Origin of the sequence: Streptomyces sp. NPDC050610, from assembly GCF_040654875.1 — a bacterium.
In the GTDB taxonomy this organism is placed as follows: domain Bacteria; phylum Actinomycetota; class Actinomycetes; order Streptomycetales; family Streptomycetaceae; genus Streptomyces.
This window is the reverse complement of sequence record NZ_JBFAIV010000008.1, coordinates 40,265-58,373: the sequence shown is the minus strand read 5'-3', so window position 1 is coordinate 58,373 and position 18,109 is coordinate 40,265. Positions and strand designations below refer to the sequence as shown.

Sequence of the window (18,109 nt, the reverse complement as noted above, 5' to 3'; positions counted from 1 at the left end):
GGGTCCCGATCCCCCCGGATGGAGTTCCTGCACGCCGACGGTCGGCCGGCGCAGCGCCCCCGCCGCGACATGGGTGGCGTCGCGGCGGCAGGTCGTGAAGATTTATCACGGCCGTGGCGAGATCGACACCGCCGGCCGTGGAACGGACCACAGAAAAAGTAGGACAATTAACCTGTAGCGCGGCAATAAACCCGCCCGCAGTGACGGGATCGTTATCCGGATTTGAGCGCCCGTTGAGCGAACACTTCTCCGTCCAAATCCGGATTCAGGGCATAAGGGTTTCGACGAGGGCTTCCTGTAGCCCGCCGAGCCACAGATAGGCCATGGCCATCGGCTTGCGCGGGTCGTCGTCCGGCAGCCGGAAGAGCATTTCGCTGTCCTCGTCGGCGGCGATCTCCAGCCTGGTCCCGACGGCCAGCCGCAGGTCGTTGAGGGCGCCAAGCCACTGCCGGGACTCCTCGGGCCGCAGCTTGAGCACCGCGCCGCCGTCGCCCGCGGCCGTCACCGAGTCGAGCGAGCGCACGACGGTGAGGACGTCCTCGCGCTTACGGGTCCGCAGGTCGTTCTCGGTGAAGCGGCGGAACTCGGCGGACTGCTCGCGCGCCTCGCTCTCCTCGGCGGAGTCGGGCTTCACGTCCGGGCCGCCGTAGGCGTCCGGGAAGAGCCGGGCCAGCGCCGGGTCGGCGGGCGGCTCGCTCGGGCCCTCGGCGAAGAGCCGGGCCAGCGGGTCCTCGTCCTCCGCTCCGCTCTCGCCCGGCCCGATCAGCTCCAGCAGTTGCACGGCCAGGCTGCGCAGGATGGAGATCTCGACCTCGTCGAGGGCGATGGCGGCGCCGCCGCCGGGGATCGGCTCGAAGTGCCCGGCCATCAGCGGTCCTGCTGAAGTGTCGCCCACAGCCCGTAGCCGTGCATCGCCTGCACGTCGCGCTCCATTTCCTCGCGACTGCCGCTCGACACGGTGGCGCGGCCCTTGTGGTGGACGTCCAGCATCAGCTTGTGGGCCTTGTCCTTGGAGTAGCCGAAGTACGACTGGAAGACGTACGTCACATAGCTCATGAGGTTCACGGGGTCGTTGTGCACGAGCGTGACCCAGGGAACGTCGGGCTCAGGCACCGCGGAGGGTGCCTCGCTCGACTCGGGACGTTCGATCTCGACCGGTGCGACGCTCACGGTTCCATGCTGCCACCCCGGGTGGGGCATCGCACAAACGGTCCCTAGAAATCGTCACTCTGACGAGTATTCGGGGTAGCATCTCGTGGCGGCCCCCGGACCCCAGCCGAGACCCGGGGCGGCGCGCACGGAGCGGAACAGCGACGACCCGGCGGCACGCGCCGGCGAACAGCCGTAAGAACGCACGGAAGAAGCGCGGAAGCGCGGACGCACAGCAAGCACAGAGGGCACGAAAAGCGAGGTAGGCCGAAGTGAACGCTGCGGACCTGGGGCTGCCGGTGGAGGTGCCGTCGACGGCGCTCTTCACCGACCGATACGAACTCACCATGTTGCAGGCCGCCCTGCGGGCCGGCACCGCCGACCGCCGCTCGGTCTTCGAGGTGTTCACCCGCAGGCTGCCCGAGGGGCGCCGGTACGGCGTCGTGGCGGGCACCGGCCGGGTGCTGGACGCCGTCGAGAACTTCCGCTTCGACGGGGCCGTGCTCGACTTCATGGCCGAGCAGCGCATCGTCGACGAACCGACCCTGGAGTGGCTCGCCGGCTACCGGTTCCGCGGCGACATCTGGGGCTACCCCGAGGGCGAGGTGTACTTCCCGGGCTCGCCGATCATGCGCGTCGAGGGCACCTTCGCCGAGGCGGTGCTGCTGGAGACGGTGATCCTCTCCATCCTCAACCACGACTCGGCGGTCGCCGCCGCCGCGTCCCGGATGTCGGTGGCCGCGGGCGACCGGCCGCTGATGGAGATGGGCGCCCGCCGCACCCACGAGCTGGCGGCCGTCGCCGCCGCCCGCGCCGCGTACGTCGGCGGCTTCGCCACCACCTCCGACCTCGCGGCCGGCTTCCGCTACAACATCCCGACCGTGGGCACCAGCGCCCACGCCTTCACCCTGCTGCACGACAGCGAGCGCGACGCCTTCACCGCGCAGGTCGACTCGCTCGGCGGCCGGACGACCCTGCTGGTCGACACCTACGACGTCACCGAGGCGGTGCGCACCGCCGTGGAGGTGGCCGGGCCGGAGCTGGGCGCGGTCCGCATCGACTCCGGCGACCTGCTGCTGATCGCGCACCGGGTCCGGCAGCAGCTCGACGACCTGGGCGCCGAGAAGACCAGGATCGTGGTCACCAGCGATCTGGACGAGTACGCGATCGCCTCGCTCGCCGCCGCGCCCGTGGACGCGTACGGGGTCGGCACCCAGCTCGTCACCGGCAGCGGGCACCCGACCTGCTCCATGGTCTACAAGCTGGTGGCCCGCGCCGACTCGAACGACCCGGCGGGCCCGCTGCGCCCGGTGGCGAAGAAGTCCATGGGCTCGAAGTCCTCGATGGGCGGCCGCAAGTGGGCGGCCCGCCGGCCCGACGCGGACGGCGTCGCCGAGGCCGAGGTGGTGGGCACCGGCCCCGTGCCGGCCGAGCTGGCCGGCCACCAGCTCCAGGCGGAGCTGGTGCGCGGCGGCGAGGTCGTCGCCCGCGAGCCCCTGGACGCCGCGCGCGACCGCCACATCCGGGCCAGGGCGGGGCTGCCGATGTCCGCGACGCAGCTGTCGCGCGGCGAGACCGTGCTGCCCACGGAGTACGTGTAAGGGGGCGCGCGGAGTACATGGAGGGGGCGCAGGGCGGCTGAACACGCCCTTCAGCGCCGGGTCGTGCCCGCGGTCGAGCCCCCGGGCACGTCGGAAGGCAGGATTCCGCCCGGCGGGAACCGGTTGGTTCGAACGCCCTCTCCCGTAACGCCCTCGCACTCACTACCCTCGGTCACAACGAGCCGGTCCGCACGCTCTTCGAAAACCCCCCACCGCCCGAGGCCCCTGCCAAAGGATGCGCACCATGCACCGTGCATTGATCGTCGTTGACGTGCAGAACGACTTCTGCGAGGGCGGCAGCCTAGCCGTCGCGGGCGGTGCCGACATCGCCGCCGGGATCACGGATCTCGTCGGCGAGGCCACCCCCGGGTACCGCTACGTCGTCGCGACGCGTGACCATCACATCGACCCCGGGGAGCATTTCTCCGCCCACCCGGACTACGAGAACTCCTGGCCCCCGCACTGCGTCGCCGGCACGGAAGGCAGCGGCTTCCACCCGAACTTCGCGCCGGCCGTCGCCTCCGGCGCCGTCGAGGCGGTCTTCGACAAGGGCGCCCACACCGCCGCGTACAGCGGCTTCGAGGGCGCGGACGAGAACGGCACGCCGCTGGCGCGGTGGCTGCGCGACCGCGACGTCACCGAGGTGGACGTCGTCGGAATCTCCACCGACCACTGCGTACGGGCCACCGCGCTGGACGCGCGGCGCGAGCACTTCACCACGCGCGTGCTCCTGGACCTGACCGCCGGCGTCGCCCGGCACACCACCGAGCGGGCCCTCAAGGAACTGCGGGACGCCGGTGTGGAACTGAACGGCAAGCCGATACTGCAGAACGGCTGACGGACGAACGGCCGGGCCGGCCGCGATACGGACGCGGACCGGCCACGGCCGCCTGACGGCGCAGGCGTAGAGAACGCGGTACGGGCGCGGGCCCGCCCCGGCCGCCCCGCGCCCGTATGAGCGCTGAGCCGGCTAGCGCTGAGCCGGCTTACGGACGTCCGGCGCGGTACGGCGGCGCCCCGGAGAACCGCGCGACCAGCCACGACGAACCCGCGGGCGCTCCGCCGGACCTCCGGCGGAGCGCTCAGTGGCTCGCTCCCGCGCGGTGGTCCGCCGGGCCGCGCAGCAGGCTGCGGATCGGGTGCCACGACTCGGTGTCGTCGTCGGGCACGGACCGCCACACGAGGCCGTCCGGGTGGTGCAGCACCGCCGTTATCTCGTCGGGCGTCGGCGGCTCGGTGTTGCCGCGCAGGTAGACCGCGCGCAGCCCGAGGTTGCGGAGCCTGGTCAGGGCGCGCTGGCGGTTCACGGCGTGCACCAGAACCCGCACCCGCGCGCCCGGCACCCCACTGCCGCCGGGCGGGCTGGGCAGCGACAGAGCCACCACCACACTGCCCCCCGGAAGCTTGGCGAATCCGCCACCGGCCATGTGCATCAGAACCCCTTCGTGAGACGTCGCGTCAATAAGAGCTTCACGGGATGCATTCAAACGCTAACGGCGGCGGCCCGCTAGGGGGCAATGCGTCACACGCCTCTGACCTGCACTAATGTCGTTTTCTCGGGGCGTGACCCGCACCGGAGCCTCGTCGCGGCGCCGTTCCGCACCGCCTTAATGATCTTGCTCTGACGGGGAGTGTCAGTAAGGATCACGCCACATAGACGGTCCTCGGCCACCGCACGCCACCGCGCCGACACGGCGGGGCGCACGGCCGCCGGGGCCGCACGACCCGCCCCCTACCGACTCTCCGTTTCCGCTTCCGCTTACGAGCCCAGTTGTGAGCCCAGAAGTCTTGCGGTGCCAAAAGTGGGCAACCTGGAGGTGTTTCCATGTGAAGTCTTTACGCAAGACCTCACCGCTATCTTTCTGGCGGCCCGCCGCGGCTCGGCAATGGGGTTGTGCGCCGGTCCGAGATTCTCCGTGACCCCTCTCCGCGGACGATCGCCGCGCCCCGCGGGCCCCGAATCCGGAACACACGCCGTGGGCGAATGTCGTGGTTTTATCGACTATTCCACTGAAGTTCACCGGACCCGCCGGGCCCCCGAAGATCGTGAATATGTTTTCGGTCTTCTCCGGTGCAAGTTCCGTATAGCCGTCGTCGCCGCTCTCGACGATCTTCGAAGCACCGCGCCGTTCGCGCTCCGCGCCACGGACGGTCACCGGCCGCGACGCAGGGGCGCACTGGGCCCCGGAGCCGCCCCCACGAACCCGCGCGACCTCCCTCTACATCCCTCCTGAGCTGCGAAGACGCCCGCGCCGGCCGCATCGCCCGGGTTCTGTCCACGTGCGCGACCTCGGCGGGCGAGAGCGCCCCCCGGAGCACGCCGGCCGCCGCGTTCGCGGCGCCGGACCCGATGGTTCCCGTTGACTGCTGTTCGCTTGTGAGCGCCCTTCTCCGTAAGAACTGAGAAAGCGTTTATTCCGCGTGACAGGAGAAAAGGCTGATCCGCCTCGGTGCCCCGACGGCCGGTGCGGTACCTGGCCTCTGCGTTACGAATATCGGACATCAACAGGCGCGCCCATCCCAGCCGTCAGATGGCCGAATGATTCCGTGCGCCCCCCATGCATCGGTACCGTGTGTTAGGTCACGCTTACCACCAGTTCCATGGGGGCAGACAGCCCCGTAGAGTCGTTTTGCGGAAACACAAGTCGACTCTCCCCCTAAATCGAAGCCCCGAGGACGGATCACCGCTATGCCGCGTCCGACTCCCGCACAGATCGCTTACGGTTCGGCCACTGTCGTCGTCTCCGCCCTCGCCATGCTGCTCCTGTCGCAGACGCGAACGGGGCTGGGGGTCGGAGTGGTAGCCGTCGTAGCCCTCGCGCTCGGGCTCCTCGTCGCCATGACCGTGCCGCTGCCCCGCACGGCCGCTCGCGCGACGCGGGCCAATGAGCCGCAGACCACCGCCGCGCCGAGCGCCGCCGCCGCGCCCACGGCCGTATCGGTCGCCGCGCGCCGGGTGACCGGCCGCCGCGCGCCCGCGCGCGCCGGTGGTTCACGGATCAGGGAGCACTCCCTGCGCCGTTGAGCGACAAAACGTTTTTGTCCCCGTGGTCCACACCCCGGTTCACCCCGCGGTGACCACCACGGTCCTGGCCGCCTTGTCGTGCAGGCACTGCTGGTACGGCTTGTCCCAGGTGCACCACAGGACATTGACCAGCCAGAAGATGAAGCCGCAGCACGGCACGATCTCCGGCAGCGAATAGGTGGCGGCCCGCGCCCAGCCGGGCCGGCCCGCCGGGATCGCTCCGTTCTCCAGCATGGCCACGCGGATCTTCATCATCCGCTTGCCGACGGTCTGGCCCCGGCTGGTGAGCATCAGGCCCTCGTAGACGAAGTAGACGATGGCGATGATGACCGACATGCTCGTGGACTTGACCGTGTCCTTGGTCGGGTTGTAGCCGCCGACCGCCAGCGAGACGATGACGCTGACCGGAATGCCGACGATGAGCCCGTCGATGATGCGGGCCACGAGCCGCCGGCCCCGGCCCGCGAGCGGCGGCATCCCCGCCAGCGGATTGCCCGCACCGAATTGATCGCCGTACGGATTGCCGGGACCGGCTCCGCCGTACGGGCCATTGCCGCCGTACGGACCACCGCCCCCGTCGCCGTACGGTCCACCGCCTCCGCCGGCCGGCGCGTCCGCGTCGTACGGCGGGGGCGGAGGGGCGGAAGGCGGCGGTTCCTGCGGCTTCTTCCGGAACGGGTCATCCTCGGGCGGCCGCGCCTGGTCGCTACTCATGGCCCCAGTAGACCGGCCCGCGGAGATCCCCGCATCCGGCTCGCTCCGTCCGGGTGCAATTCGAGCCGCCCCGGAGAACTGCCCCGCTACGCCCCCCGGCGCACTTGTCGCGCCCCCGTCCGGGCGGGCTCAGCCGGCCCTGCGCGCCCTGCTCAGCGCGCCGCCGCCACGAAGGTGTGCGCCGCCTTGTCGTGCCAGCACTGCCGCCACGGCCGGTCGAACAGGCACCACAGGACGTTCACGACGCCGACCACCAGCAGGCCCAGCACGCCGTACACCAGCCACCGGCGCAGCGCCGCCCCGAACGACGGCTTGTCGTGGTCCTCGATGCTCAGCACCCGCACCCCGCACAGCTTCTTGCCCAGCGTGCGGCCCCACTTGGCGGTGGGCAGCGCCTCGTACACGATCCCGGCCAGCAGCAGCACGGCCAGCACGATGCCGAGGCAGGCGCCGGTCGTGCCGTCCAGGAGCCAGACGGTCACGGTCTCGCCGGACTGCTTGGCCCCTTCGAGCTTGCCGTCGATGTGGTCGGCCGCCCTCGCCCAGAGCGGCACGGCGGCAGCGGCCACGACAGCCCCCAGCACCGCCGAGTCGATCAGCCGCGCGCCGAGGCGGCGGCCGAGGGAGGCGGGTTTGCCCTGTGCCTGCGCGGCCTGGAGGAAGGGGTTGTCGACCGGCGGCTTCCACGGAATGACGCCCTCCGCCGGGGCCGCCGGGCCGTACGCGCCCGCTGGCGCCCCCTCGGGGTGCGGCGCCGCCTGATGCGCCGGCTGCTGCGACCACGCGGGCGCGGCGCCGCCCTGGGCGGGCACCAGCCCCTGCGGAGGCCGGCCGGGCTGGGCCTGCGGCCCCTGCTGCACGTGGTGGCCCGGGCCGCCGGCCGGCGCGGACTGCACGCGCGCGTCGGGGACGTCCGCGCCGCGCCCGTAATCGGCCATCGCCCCGCCGCTCGGGGCGGGCCACGGCTCGGGGACCGGCTCGGCGGCGCGTACGGGCTGCGGGGCCGCGTGCCCGGCGGGAGGCGCGCCGCCGCCCTGCGCGGGCACGGGCGCTGAAGGGGCGGCCTCGGGGCCGTCGGCCGGGGCGGGCCACATGACGTCATCGGGCGCGGACCGCGCGGCGGGGGCGTACCCGGCGGCCTCCCGCGCCACCGCGGGCCCGGCCGCGGGCGCCGTCTCAGGGCGCTCGTCGGCGCCGGGGCCGTCCGGGCTCCAGGAGGTCCGGCGGTCCAGCTCGCCGCCGAAGCCGCTCCGGCGCGGGGCGTCGGCCGGCCAGGCGGCGGCAGGCTCGGGCCGGGCGCTGTGCGGGCGGCGCGGGTCGTCCCGGTCGGGAGCAGAGGCGGGGGCGGCCGCTTCGGGCCGTACGTCCGCGGCCGCCGCTCGCGGCAGCGGCTCCGGCTCCTCGTCGAGGAACATCGGCCCGGTCTCCTCGGGCCGCCCGACCGCGGGGCGCGCGGCTTCGGCACGTACAGCCTCGGCACGCACAGCTTCGGCACGCCCCGTCTCCGGGCGCGCGGCGTCAGCACGCCCGGTCTCGGCACGACCGGCCTCGGCCGTCCGCACCGCCGGCGACGGTACGGGCGGGGCCGCCGCCGCGCCCGCGCCCGCGGGGGCGGCCGGCATCGCCTCGCCGTCCGCCGGGGCGGGCCGGCTGGTGCCGGGGGCCCATGCGACGCCGTTCCAGTACCGGATGTAGCCGGGGATGGACGGGTCCGGATAGAAGCCGGGGGTGGGGCTGCCGTCGGCTGATCCTGAGGTAGACGCGCTCATGATGTCCGATGTCCCGTATCTGTTCGGCCGTGCTGTGTCGTGTGGTGCTCGGTGGGGCGTAAGCAGTCTGCCGCACCGGCGCGAGGAGGTGTAGAGCGCTCGGCCCTTCGGGCCGCCGGCCGCCCTCGGCGACTCGGCGCTCCATGGCCTCGACGCCTCGTGACCGCGGTGCCTCGTGACCTCAATGCACACAACGCAACCGGGTGCGCAGGGAACAGGTCTACCAGAAGGGCCGCGCACTCGGGGCCGACCGGCCGGAGCACCACCCGCACGTGCGAGCCGGAAGATATTCGGAATGTTTTCGGGAAGTCGCGTAATGGAGTGGGGGGCAGCGCGCTCTATCCGGTGCGGGCCCGTTCACAAGGGGCTGCGCACCGAGAGATACAGAGCAGAGAGGGCGCACTTCATGCACACCGTGGTGGAACGAGAGCTGGAGCTCAACCTGGTGCTGTCGCCGGAGCGCAGCATCCCCGTACCGGCCCGACTGTCCTACCGGACCGACGACCCGTTCGCCGTCCACATCAGCTTCCATGTCACCTCGGACTCCCCCGTGAACTGGACGTTCGCCCGAGAGCTGCTGGTGGAGGGCGTCTTCAGGCCGTGCGGGCACGGGGACGTCCGGGTGTGGCCGACGAAGGTCGACGGGCGCAGCATCGTCTGCATGGCGCTGTCGTCCCCGGACGGCGACGCGCTCCTGGAGGCGCCCGCCTCGGCGGTCTCGGCGTGGCTGGAGCGGACCCTGCGGGCGGTGGCGCCCGGCTCGGAGCACGAGCGCCTCGCCATCGACGACGCGCTGCGCGAGCTGCTGGCCCCCACCCCGGGCGACGACCTGTGGCTGCGCGGCCCGTGGCCGTCCGACGACTCGCCGGAGGGCGCGTAGCGGGCCGCCGCCCGTGGGCGGCGGCGTGCGGTCACTCGCCCTTGACGTAGGGGTGGGTCAGGAACTCGATGGCGTGTCCGTCCGGGTCGTCGACGTAGACGCCCCGGCCGTTGTGCCGGTGGTTGATCTGCTGGGGCTCGGTGTGGAAGGGGTCGCCCCAGTACGGCAGTTCGCGGTCCGTGATGCGCGTGAAGATCTCGTCGAACTCGTCCTCGGAGACCAGGAAGGCGAGGTGCTGCGGCGGGATCGTGACGCCCTCGGGGAGGTGGTCGTCGGCGTAGTCGACGGTGACGTCGTTGGCGAGCGTGATCTCGGCGAACGGTCCGAAGGCTTTGGGCTCCGGCGCGCCGAGGAGCTCGGTGACGAAGCGGGCGGAGGCGAAGCGGTCGGAGCTGTGCACGATGGTGTGGTTGAGCTGCGCGGGCACGGAACCTCCAGGGGGATGAATGCGGTCAATTCCGTTTACTCGGTGCACTCTTGACCGTACGTTCCGCGGCGTCCGCCCCGCATCGGACTTCCGGACGAGTCCGCCCGCGCCCCCGGACCCGGCGCCCTACGCCCCTCGCCCTAAACCCCTGCGCGAACGGCCGCCGTCCGCCCCGTGAGCCCGGCTCGCCTCAGAGAACCTTCCCCGGGTTCAGGATGCCGAGCGGGTCGAAGGTGCGCTTGATGCCGCGCTGCATCTCCAGGCCGACCGGGCCGAGTTCGCGGGCGAGCCAGTCGCGTTTGAGGAGGCCGACGCCGTGTTCGCCGGTGATCGTGCCGCCGAGTTCGAGGCCGAGGGCCATGATGTCGTCGAAGGATTCGCGGGCGCGGCGGGCCTCGTCGGGGTCGGCGGGGTCGAAGCAGACGGTGGGGTGGGTGTTGCCGTCGCCGGCGTGGGCGCAGACGCCGATGGTCAGGCCGTACTTCTCGCCGATGGCGGCGACGCCGTCGAGGAGGGCGCCGAGGCGGGAGCGGGGTACGCACACGTCGTCGATCATCGTGGCGGGTTTGAGGGCTTCCAGGGCGGTGAGCGTCAGCCGGCGGGCCTTGAGCAGGAGTTCGGACTCGGCCTCGGACTCGGCGGGGACGACCTCGGTGGCGCCGGCCGCGGTGCACAGGGCGCCGACCGCCGCGAGGTCGGCGGCCGGGTCGGGGGTGTCGAAGGCGGCGAGCAGCAGCGCTTCGGTGGTTTCGGGCAGGCCCATGCGGGCGAGCGCGTTGACGGCCCGTACGGAGGTGCGGTCCATGAGTTCGAGCAGGGACGGGGCGTGGCCGCGGGCCATGATGTCGCAGACGGCGGCGCAGGCGGCGGCCGTGGAGGGGAATTCCGCGGCGAGCGCGAGCTGGCGGGGCGGTGCGGGTTTGAGGGCGAGCACGGCCCGTACGACGATGCCCAGGCTGCCCTCGGAGCCGACGAAGAGGCGGGTGAGGTCGTATCCGGCGACGCCCTTGGCGGTGCTGTGGCCGGTGCGCAGCAGCCGGCCATCGGCGAGGACGACGTCGAGGCCGAGGACGTAGTCGGCGGTGACGCCGTACTTCACGCAGCACAGGCCGCCGGAGGCGGTGCCGATGTTGCCGCCGATGGTGCACTCCTCCCAGCTGGAGGGGTCGGGCGGGTAGGCGAGGCCCTTTTCGGCGACGGCGCGGGAGAGCGCGGCGTTGACGACGCCCGGTTCGACGACGGCGGTCCGGTCGACCGGGTTGATCTCGATGATCCGGTCCATCGCGGTGAGGGACAGCACGATGCAGCCCTCTATGGCGTTGGCCGCGCCGGACAGGCCGGTGCGGGCGCCCTGCGGCACGACGGGTACGCGCTGCGCGGTGGCGGTGCGCATGACGTGCCGCACCTCTTCGACGGTGCGCGGCAGCACGACCGCGGCGGGTAGCCCGGCCTCGCAGAAGCTGGCCATGTCGTTGGCGTACGAGCGGGTGATGTCGGGGTCGGTGAGGACCGATTCGGCAGGGAGCCCGTCGCACAGGAGTTTGATCAAGTCGCCGCCCATGCTCATCACCCTCGCACTCCGGGGGCCGGTAGGGAAGATCGCGTCACCGGGCGGCCCCCGCTCGTTCGGCCCCCGCCGTTTCGGCCGCCGTGTCTTCGGCCGATCCCATCAGCGGCCGGTGGCGTCAGCGGCCGCCCCATTGGTAGATCGAGTACGCGCGGCCCCGCCCCGGCCCCGTGGCGAACCCCATGCACAGCCGCGGCTCGGCGGCGCTCCCGGTGATCGCGAGCCCTTCCGGCTCGCGCGGGTCGAGGGACGCGCCCGCGAGGATTCGTTCCTCCTGCACGACCTCGCCGCTGCGCATGTCGATGCAGAAGAGGCGGGTGTTGCCGCCCGAGGGGCGGGGGTTCTTCGGCCCGTACGCGCTGCCGAGCAGCTGGTACGCGTAGGCGCCGCGCACCGCCATCCCCTGGTAGGGCAGCCGCAGTTCCGTGCCGGGCTGGGCGAAGTCGGCGAGCGGGTCGAACCGGCGGGCGGCGAAGTCGTCGAGGTCGTAGAGCGCGTAGCGGGGCTTGCCCTTCCGCAGATAGCGCAGCAGCAGCCGGCGGGTGGTGAGGTCGATGGCCGGGTAGTTGCCGGTGGTCCCCGGCTTGGGCCGGAAGGTGGCCGGGGCGGCGCGGTCGGTGTGCAGTACGGAGCCCTCCGCGTAGCCGATGCGGGCGATGCCGCGCCCGTAGCCGCTGCCGGGGTGGGCGTCCCACTCGGTCCACAGCTGGGCGGCGCCCGCGCCGGGGTCGACGCCGATCGTGCCGCCGTGGCCGAACCCCGTGAGGTACATCTTTCCGAGCCGTCTGCCGCGGGCCGAGAGCCGGTTGAGGCAGAGGTCGCCGCGGCGCTGCCGCTCGGCGTGGGAGTACGCGCGCGGCTCGCCGCGCAGCCGGACGCCGCCCTGCATCACCTGGAGCGCGTAGAGGTGGCCGCGCCGCTCGTCGAAGCCGAAGGACTGGAGGACGGTGCTGTGGTGGAGCTTCGCGCCGTGGATCAGCCGGGTGGGGGTCTTGGAGAAGTCGATCCAGGGGAGCCCGAAGGGGGCCGCGCGGGCCGCCTGTTCCGGGCGTACGACGGGGACCGCGCGTACGCCGGTCCGCGCGCGTACGACGGTCGCCGTGCCCGCGGCGGCCCGCGCGCCGCCGCCGTCGAGCGCGGTCAGCACGGCCGCCGCCGAGACCGCCCCGCCCAGCCCGAGGAGTCGCCGGCGGCCGAGCGGCCGCTCTCCGTCCTGATCCCGCTGTTCGCTACGCCCCATCCGATGCTGCCCTCTCTCGCGTCCGTACGTTCCGGTTCCGGTCCAGTGCATGACCGGGATCGGGGTGCGGAGTGCGTGCGGAGGGGGAAGTTCATCCGTATGAGAGCCGGGGGCGGGGCCGGGCGGGCATGGCGAGCGGGCCGGAACCCGTGGCTCCGGCCCGCTCGCCGAACGCGGTCAGAGGTTGCCGCGCTTCTCCTGCTCGCGCTCGATGGCCTCGAAGAGCGCCTTGAAGTTGCCCTTCCCGAAACCCATGGAGCCGTGCCGCTCGATCATCTCGAAGAAGACGGTCGGCCGGTCCTGGACCGGCTTGGTGAAGATCTGGAGCAGGTAGCCGTCCTCGTCGCGGTCCACGAGGATCTTCAGCTCGCGCAGGGTCTCCACGGGGACGCGGGTCTCGCCGGCCCACTCCCCCAGCGTGTCGTAGTACGAGTCCGGGGTGTCCAGGAACTGGACGCCGGCCGCCCGCATGGCCCGTACGGACGCGACGATGTCGTTGGTGGCGAGCGCGATGTGCTGCACGCCCGGCCCGCCGTAGAACTCCAGGTACTCGTCGATCTGCGACTTCTTCTTGGCGATGGCCGGCTCGTTGAGCGGGAACTTCACTTTCCGGGTGCCGTCCGCGACGACCTTCGACATGAGCGCGGAGTACTCGGTGGCGATGTCGTCGCCCACGAACTCCTTCATGTTGGTGAAGCCCATGACGTCGTTGTAGAAGCCGACCCACTCGTTCATCCGGCCGAGCTCGACGTTGCCCACGCAGTGGTCGATCGCCTGGAAGCGGCGCGCCCCCGGCTCCACGATCGGCTCGACGGCGGCATAGCCGGGGAGGTACGGGCCGTCGTAGCCGGAGCGGTCGACGAGGGTGTGGCGGGTCTTGCCGTAGGTGGCGATGGCGGCCAGCACGACGGTGCCGTGCTCGTCCTTGACCTCGTACGGCTCCTGGAGGCCGGTGGCGCCGTGCTCCGTGGCGTAGGCGTACGCGGCGCGGGCGTCCGGCACCTCGATGGCGAGGTCCACGACGCCGTCGCCGTGCTCGGCGACATGGTCGGCGAGGAACCTGCCGTGCTCGGAGGCGGCCTTGATGACGGAGGTGAACACGAACCGGGCGCCGCCCGATTCGAGGACGTAGCTGGCCGTCTCGCGGCTGCCGTTCTCGGGTCCCGAGTAGGCGACGCGCGTCATGCCGAAGGCCGTGGAGTAGTAGTGGGCGGCCTGCTTCGCGTTGCCGACGGCGAAGACGACCGCGTCCATCCCCTTGACCGGGAAGGGGTCGGCCTGCCGTGCGGTGCTGGGGGTGTGCAGGGTCTCTGTCATGGCCGCAGGCTCTCTCCGAACCACAAGATGCGCAATAGTTTGCGTTTTACCTGGGCAATCTGCCCAGCGGTAGGGCAGTATCTCCGAGCGTTCTGTACATGATGACCATCGAATCGCCACTCGGGAGGCCCCGGTGATCGATCATTTGGACGGCAGGCTGCTGGAGCTGCTGGCACAGGAGCCGCGGATAGGAATTCTTGAGGCGTCGCGCCGGCTGGGGGTCGCGCGTGGCACCGCACAGGCCCGTTTGGACCGTTTGCAGAGCAATGGGGTCATTCGCGGATTCGGCCCCGATGTGGACCCGGCGGCGATCGGCTACCCGGTGACGGCGTTCGCGACGCTGGAGATCAAACAAGGCCAAGGGGCCGACGTACGCAGTCACTTGGCGGGCGTACCAGAGGTGCTCGAACTGCACACCACGACGGGCCACGGCGATATGCTGTGCCGCCTCGTGGCCCGCTCCAACGCCGATCTCCAACGTGTGATCGACCGGGTTGTGGGTTTTGATGGCATTGTTCGGGCATCCACAGCGATCGTGATGGAGAATCCGGTGCCACTGAGGATCATTCCGCTGGTGAAACAGGCGTCGGAGGACTGACCACAGCGTCGAGGGAGCGGCCCAGTGAATTTCTGGGAATACATCGGCAACCGGTACGCGCAATTGCTCACGGACACCTACCAGCACGCCAGCGCCGTCTTTCAGTGCATGGTCGTCGCCACCCTCATCGGGGTGCTGATCGGCGTCGCCACCTACCGCAGCGAATGGGCCGGGAACCTCGCCATCACCTCGACGGCCACGGTGCTCACGGTCCCCTCGCTCGCCATGATCGGCCTGCTCATCCCGATCACCGGGCTCGGCGTCGCGCCGACCGTCACCGCCCTGATCCTCTACGGGCTGCTGCCCATCGTCCGCAACGCGATCGTCGGGCTGCGCGGCGTCGACCCCACCCTGGTGGACGCCGCGAAGGGCATCGGCATGTCCCGCCTGTCCCGGCTGCTGCGCGTGGAGCTGCCGCTCGCCTGGCCGCCCATCCTCACCGGAATCCGGGTCTCCACCCAGATGCTGATGGGCATCGCGGCCATCGGCGCGTACTCCTCCGGGCCGGGCCTGGGCAACGAGATCTTCCGCGGCATCTCCTCCCTGGGCAGCGCCAACGCGCTCAACCAGGTGCTCGCCGGAACGCTCGGGATCGTGATCCTCGCGCTCCTCTTCGACGCCGTGTACGTCCTGATCGGACGGCTGACCATCTCCAGGGGGATCCGTGCCTGAGCCATCGACGCAGAGCAGTGCGCCGCCGAGCACCACGACCACCGGCGCCACCATCGAGCTGGAGGACCTGACGAAGCACTACTCCGGCACCCCCGCCCCGGCGGTGGAGGACGTCAACATGGACATCAAGGCCGGTGAGCTCGTCGTCTTCGTGGGCCCGTCCGGCTGCGGCAAGACCACCACCATGAAGATGATCAACCGGCTGATCGAGCCCACCTCCGGCCGGATACGGATCAACGACGAGGACGTCACCGGCATCGACCCGGTCCGGCTGCGCCGCAAGGTCGGCTACGCCATCCAGTCCTCCGGCCTCTTCCCGCACATGACCGTCGCCCAGAACATCGCACTCGTGCCGAAGCTCATCGGCTGGTCGAAGTCCAAGGTCAAGAACCGCATAGAGGAGATGCTCGACCTCGTCGGGCTCGACGCGGGCGAGTTCCAGGGCCGCTATCCGCGGCAGCTCTCCGGCGGCCAGCAGCAGCGCGTCGGCGTCGCCCGCGCGCTCGCCGCCGACCCGCCCGTACTCCTGATGGACGAACCCTTCGGCGCGGTCGACCCCATCACCCGCGACCACCTCCAGGACGAGCTGATAAGGCTCCAGCACGAGCTGCACAAGACCATCGTCTTCGTCACCCACGACTTCGACGAGGCCATCAAGCTCGGCGACCGCATCGCGGTGCTCCGCGAACGCTCGCACATAGCCCAGTTCGACACCCCCGAGGCCATCCTCACCAACCCCGCCGACGACTTCGTCTCCGGCTTCGTGGGCGCGGGCGCGGCCCTCAAACGGCTCAATCTCACCCGCGTACGGGACGTGGAGATCGTCGACTTCCCCACCGCCACCATCGACGACCCGCTCCAGAACCTCTTCGACATGCTGCGCTCCGGCTCCACCAACGAGGTGCTCCTCCTCGACCGGTACAAACGCCCGTACAAATGGCTGCGGCGCGGCGACCTGATGCGGGCCAAGGGGTCGCTGGCCCGCGCCGGGACCCTCGTGCACGACACGGTCACCCGCGACGCCACGCTGCGCGACGCGCTGGAGGCCGTACTCACCGACAACGCCGGCCGGGTCGCGGTCACCGGGCGGCGCGGCGAGTACACCGGCGTCGTCGACATGGAGACGCTGATGAACTCCGTCCAGCAGCTGCTGGAGGAGGACCGCCTCGAAGCCGTCGAGCACCAGCACGCGCTGCTGGAGCAGCGTGCGAACCAGACCAGACGGGAGCAGGAGGGCGCGACCGCCGTCCGCCCCGAGGACGTCTCGTGACCCGCCGGGACCGCAAGCGGCCCAGGAACGAGCGGGCTCCGGGCGAGCACGAGGTCAAGGGCCTCGCCTTCCGTGACGAGGTGGACGTGGACGAACCCGCCGCCGGGCTTGCCCGGCCCCCCGCGCCGAAGCCGCCGCGCCGCCTCACCTGGCAGCGGCTCACCTACATGCCGGCCGTACTGGCCCTGATCCTGCTCGCGCTGTGGCTGTGGTTCCGCGGCGCCGACCTCGACTCGATCGCCCGCAACTCGATCGCGGACGGCAACATCTGGCTGCGGCTGCGCCAGCACATCTACCTCACCGTCCTCTCCACCTTCTTCGTACTGATCATCGCGATCCCGCTGGGCATCCTGCTCACCCGCCGCCGGCTGCGCGGCGCGGCGCCGTTCGCCATGGCCGTCGCCAACATCGGCCAGGCCACGCCCGCGATCGGCCTGCTGGCCCTGCTCGTCATCTGGATGGGCATCGGCCGCCGGGCCGCGCTCTTCGGCATCGTCATCTACGCCGTGCTGCCTGTCCTCTCCAACACCATCGCGGGGCTCAAGGCCATCGACCCGACGCTGGTGGAGGCGGCGCGCGGGATCGGCATGTCGGCGACCGGGGTGCTGCGGAAGGTCGAACTGCCGCTGGCCGTGCCGCTGATCCTCGCGGGCGTACGCACCGCGCTCGTGCTCAACGTCGGCACGGCGACGCTCGCCGCCTTCGGGGGCGGCGGCGGCCTCGGCGACCTGATCACCACGGGCATCACCAACCAGCGGATGCCGATCCTCGTGCTGGGGTCCGTACTGACCATCGTGCTCGCCCTGCTCGTGGACTGGCTGGCGTCGCTGGCCGAACTGCTGCTGCGGCCGCGCGGGCTGGAGGGGAGCGAGTGATGGTACGCACGCCGTTCCGCGTTCCACTGACCGCCGCCGCGCTCGGCGCGCTGCTGGCCCCGCTCGCCCTCGGCGGCTGCGGGCTGACCAGCGGCAGCCCCATGGTCGACAACGTCCAGCCGGGCTCCATAGGCCAGGGCAAGCCGCTCAAGGGCGCCGATCTGACCGTCACCTCCAAGGAGTTCACCGAGCAGATCATCCTGGGCCAGATCATGGGCCTCGCCTTCAAGGCCGCCGGCGCGACCGTCCTGGACCGCACCGACATCCAGGGCTCCATCGGCGCCCGCGAGGCCGTCAAGTCCGGTGACGCGGACGCGATGTACGAGTACACCGGCACGTCCTGGATCACCTACCTCGGCAACGACAAGCCGATCCCCGACCCCCAGAAGCAGTGGCAGGCCGTGTACGAAGCCGACCTCAAGAACGGCATCACCTGGCTGCCGCCGGCCACCCTCAACAACACCTACGCGCTGGCGCTGAACCCCGCGAACGCGAAGAAGTACGGCACCAAGACGCTCTCCGACGTCGCCGCGCTGGCGAAGAAGAACCGGTCGGCGGTGACGCTGTGCGTGGAGAGCGAGTTCGCGGCGCGCAACGACGGGCTGCCGGGCATGCAGAAGAAGTACGGGATGCGGCTCCCCGCCTCCAACATCCAGAAGATGGACGGCGGCATCGTCTACACGCAGGTCTCCAAGGGCAACTCGTGCACGTACGGCGAGGTCTTCACGACGGACGGCCGGATCAAGGCCATGAACCTCGAAGTGATGCGCGACGACCAGCACTTCTTCCCCAACTACAACGCCGCTCCCGAGATCAACAGCAAGGCGATGAAGAAGTACCCGGCCATCAAGGACGTCCTCGGCCCGATCACGAAGAAGCTCACCAACGACGTGGCCCGGACGCTGAACGGCAAGGTGGACGTGGACGGGCAGGACCCGCACGAGGTCGCCAAGGACTGGCTGATCGAGGAGGGCTTCATCAAGGGCGACTGAGTCGCTGAGCGGT

At 71.2% G+C, this 18,109-nt stretch carries 18 protein-coding genes; 9 read left to right on the top strand and 9 right to left on the bottom strand.

The features are described from left to right. Nucleotides 1-265 precede the first annotated feature (265 nt). Both AB0I22_RS12450 and clpS read right to left on the bottom strand, forming a co-directional pair. Nucleotides 266-868 carry a DUF2017 domain-containing protein gene (locus tag AB0I22_RS12450; protein ID WP_363130701.1) on the bottom strand — a complete coding sequence of 201 codons (603 nt, stop codon included), beginning with the start codon at nucleotides 866-868 and terminating at the stop codon, nucleotides 266-268. Beyond that, nucleotides 868-1,170 (bottom strand): ATP-dependent Clp protease adapter ClpS, encoded by a 303-nt coding sequence (gene clpS, locus AB0I22_RS12445; protein WP_030875160.1) that lies wholly within the window; start codon nucleotides 1,168-1,170, stop codon nucleotides 868-870. The genes AB0I22_RS12450 and clpS overlap by 1 nt, the downstream gene beginning before the upstream one ends. A gap of 251 nt (nucleotides 1,171-1,421) precedes the next feature. Between clpS and AB0I22_RS12440 the strand changes: the two genes are divergently transcribed. Beyond that, nucleotides 1,422-2,750, top strand: a complete 1,329-nt coding sequence (locus AB0I22_RS12440) for a nicotinate phosphoribosyltransferase (RefSeq protein WP_363130700.1) — start codon at nucleotides 1,422-1,424, stop codon at nucleotides 2,748-2,750. Between the two features lie 244 nt (nucleotides 2,751-2,994). Continuing rightward, the gene (locus tag AB0I22_RS12435; RefSeq protein WP_363130699.1) at nucleotides 2,995-3,588 is read left to right on the top strand and encodes an isochorismatase family protein; all 594 of its coding nucleotides are present in this window, start codon (nucleotides 2,995-2,997) and stop codon (nucleotides 3,586-3,588) included. A gap of 244 nt (nucleotides 3,589-3,832) precedes the next feature. Here the strand turns inward: AB0I22_RS12435 and AB0I22_RS12430 are convergent, their stop codons facing one another. After that, nucleotides 3,833-4,177, bottom strand: coding sequence for a hypothetical protein (locus AB0I22_RS12430; RefSeq protein WP_030875150.1), 345 nt, complete (start codon nucleotides 4,175-4,177; stop codon nucleotides 3,833-3,835). A gap of 1,262 nt (nucleotides 4,178-5,439) precedes the next feature. Here AB0I22_RS12430 and AB0I22_RS12425 point away from each other — a divergent pair. Continuing rightward, nucleotides 5,440-5,775, top strand: coding sequence for a hypothetical protein (locus AB0I22_RS12425; protein WP_363130698.1), 336 nt, complete (start codon nucleotides 5,440-5,442; stop codon nucleotides 5,773-5,775). Nucleotides 5,776-5,814: 39 nt separating this feature from the next. On the opposite strand, the gene AB0I22_RS12420 is transcribed toward AB0I22_RS12425, so the two are convergent. Next, entirely contained in the window at nucleotides 5,815-6,489 is a 675-nt protein-coding gene (locus AB0I22_RS12420) for an RDD family protein (RefSeq protein ID WP_363130697.1), read from the bottom strand. A gap of 152 nt (nucleotides 6,490-6,641) precedes the next feature. Further along, nucleotides 6,642-8,258, bottom strand: a complete 1,617-nt coding sequence (locus AB0I22_RS12415; protein WP_363130696.1) for an RDD family protein — start codon at nucleotides 8,256-8,258, stop codon at nucleotides 6,642-6,644. A 406-nt stretch (nucleotides 8,259-8,664) separates the two neighbouring features. Here AB0I22_RS12415 and AB0I22_RS12410 point away from each other — a divergent pair, with 406 nt between their 5' ends. Continuing rightward, nucleotides 8,665-9,138, top strand: coding sequence for an SsgA family sporulation/cell division regulator (locus AB0I22_RS12410; protein WP_363130695.1), 474 nt, complete (start codon nucleotides 8,665-8,667; stop codon nucleotides 9,136-9,138). Nucleotides 9,139-9,169: 31 nt separating this feature from the next. Here AB0I22_RS12410 and AB0I22_RS12405 read toward each other — a convergent pair whose 3' ends face one another. From AB0I22_RS12405 to hppD, 4 genes are all read right to left on the bottom strand, one after another. Further along, entirely contained in the window at nucleotides 9,170-9,565 is a 396-nt protein-coding gene (locus tag AB0I22_RS12405) for a VOC family protein (protein ID WP_363130694.1), read from the bottom strand. Nucleotides 9,566-9,755: 190 nt separating this feature from the next. Further along, complete coding sequence (locus AB0I22_RS12400) at nucleotides 9,756-11,126, bottom strand: FAD-linked oxidase C-terminal domain-containing protein (RefSeq protein ID WP_363130693.1); 1,371 nt, start codon at nucleotides 11,124-11,126, stop codon at nucleotides 9,756-9,758. Between the two features lie 124 nt (nucleotides 11,127-11,250). Further along, nucleotides 11,251-12,372, bottom strand: a complete 1,122-nt coding sequence (locus AB0I22_RS12395) for a teichoic acid biosynthesis protein C (protein WP_363130692.1) — start codon at nucleotides 12,370-12,372, stop codon at nucleotides 11,251-11,253. A 177-nt stretch (nucleotides 12,373-12,549) separates the two neighbouring features. Then, a complete protein-coding gene (hppD, locus tag AB0I22_RS12390; protein ID WP_363130691.1) occupies nucleotides 12,550-13,689 on the bottom strand; it encodes a 4-hydroxyphenylpyruvate dioxygenase in 1,140 nt (379 codons plus the stop codon). Between the two features lie 133 nt (nucleotides 13,690-13,822). Between hppD and AB0I22_RS12385 the strand changes: the two genes are divergently transcribed. Genes AB0I22_RS12385 through AB0I22_RS12365 form a run of 5 tightly spaced genes read left to right on the top strand, consistent with a single transcriptional unit; the run spans nucleotide 13,823 to nucleotide 18,096 of the window. Further along, on the top strand, nucleotides 13,823-14,287 hold the full coding sequence (locus tag AB0I22_RS12385; protein ID WP_363130690.1) for an Lrp/AsnC family transcriptional regulator: 465 nt from the start codon (nucleotides 13,823-13,825) through the stop codon (nucleotides 14,285-14,287). A gap of 24 nt (nucleotides 14,288-14,311) precedes the next feature. Further along, the gene (locus AB0I22_RS12380; protein ID WP_363130689.1) at nucleotides 14,312-14,959 is read left to right on the top strand and encodes an ABC transporter permease; all 648 of its coding nucleotides are present in this window, start codon (nucleotides 14,312-14,314) and stop codon (nucleotides 14,957-14,959) included. Continuing rightward, complete coding sequence (locus AB0I22_RS12375) at nucleotides 14,952-16,229, top strand: betaine/proline/choline family ABC transporter ATP-binding protein (protein ID WP_363130688.1); 1,278 nt, start codon at nucleotides 14,952-14,954, stop codon at nucleotides 16,227-16,229. Before AB0I22_RS12380 ends, AB0I22_RS12375 begins: the two co-directional genes overlap by 8 nt. Continuing rightward, complete coding sequence (locus tag AB0I22_RS12370; RefSeq protein ID WP_363130687.1) at nucleotides 16,226-17,104, top strand: ABC transporter permease; 879 nt, start codon at nucleotides 16,226-16,228, stop codon at nucleotides 17,102-17,104. The genes AB0I22_RS12375 and AB0I22_RS12370 overlap by 4 nt, the downstream gene beginning before the upstream one ends. Further along, nucleotides 17,104-18,096 carry a glycine betaine ABC transporter substrate-binding protein gene (locus tag AB0I22_RS12365; RefSeq protein WP_363130686.1) on the top strand — a complete coding sequence of 331 codons (993 nt, stop codon included), beginning with the start codon at nucleotides 17,104-17,106 and terminating at the stop codon, nucleotides 18,094-18,096. The genes AB0I22_RS12370 and AB0I22_RS12365 overlap by 1 nt, the downstream gene beginning before the upstream one ends. Nucleotides 18,097-18,109 lie beyond the last annotated feature (13 nt).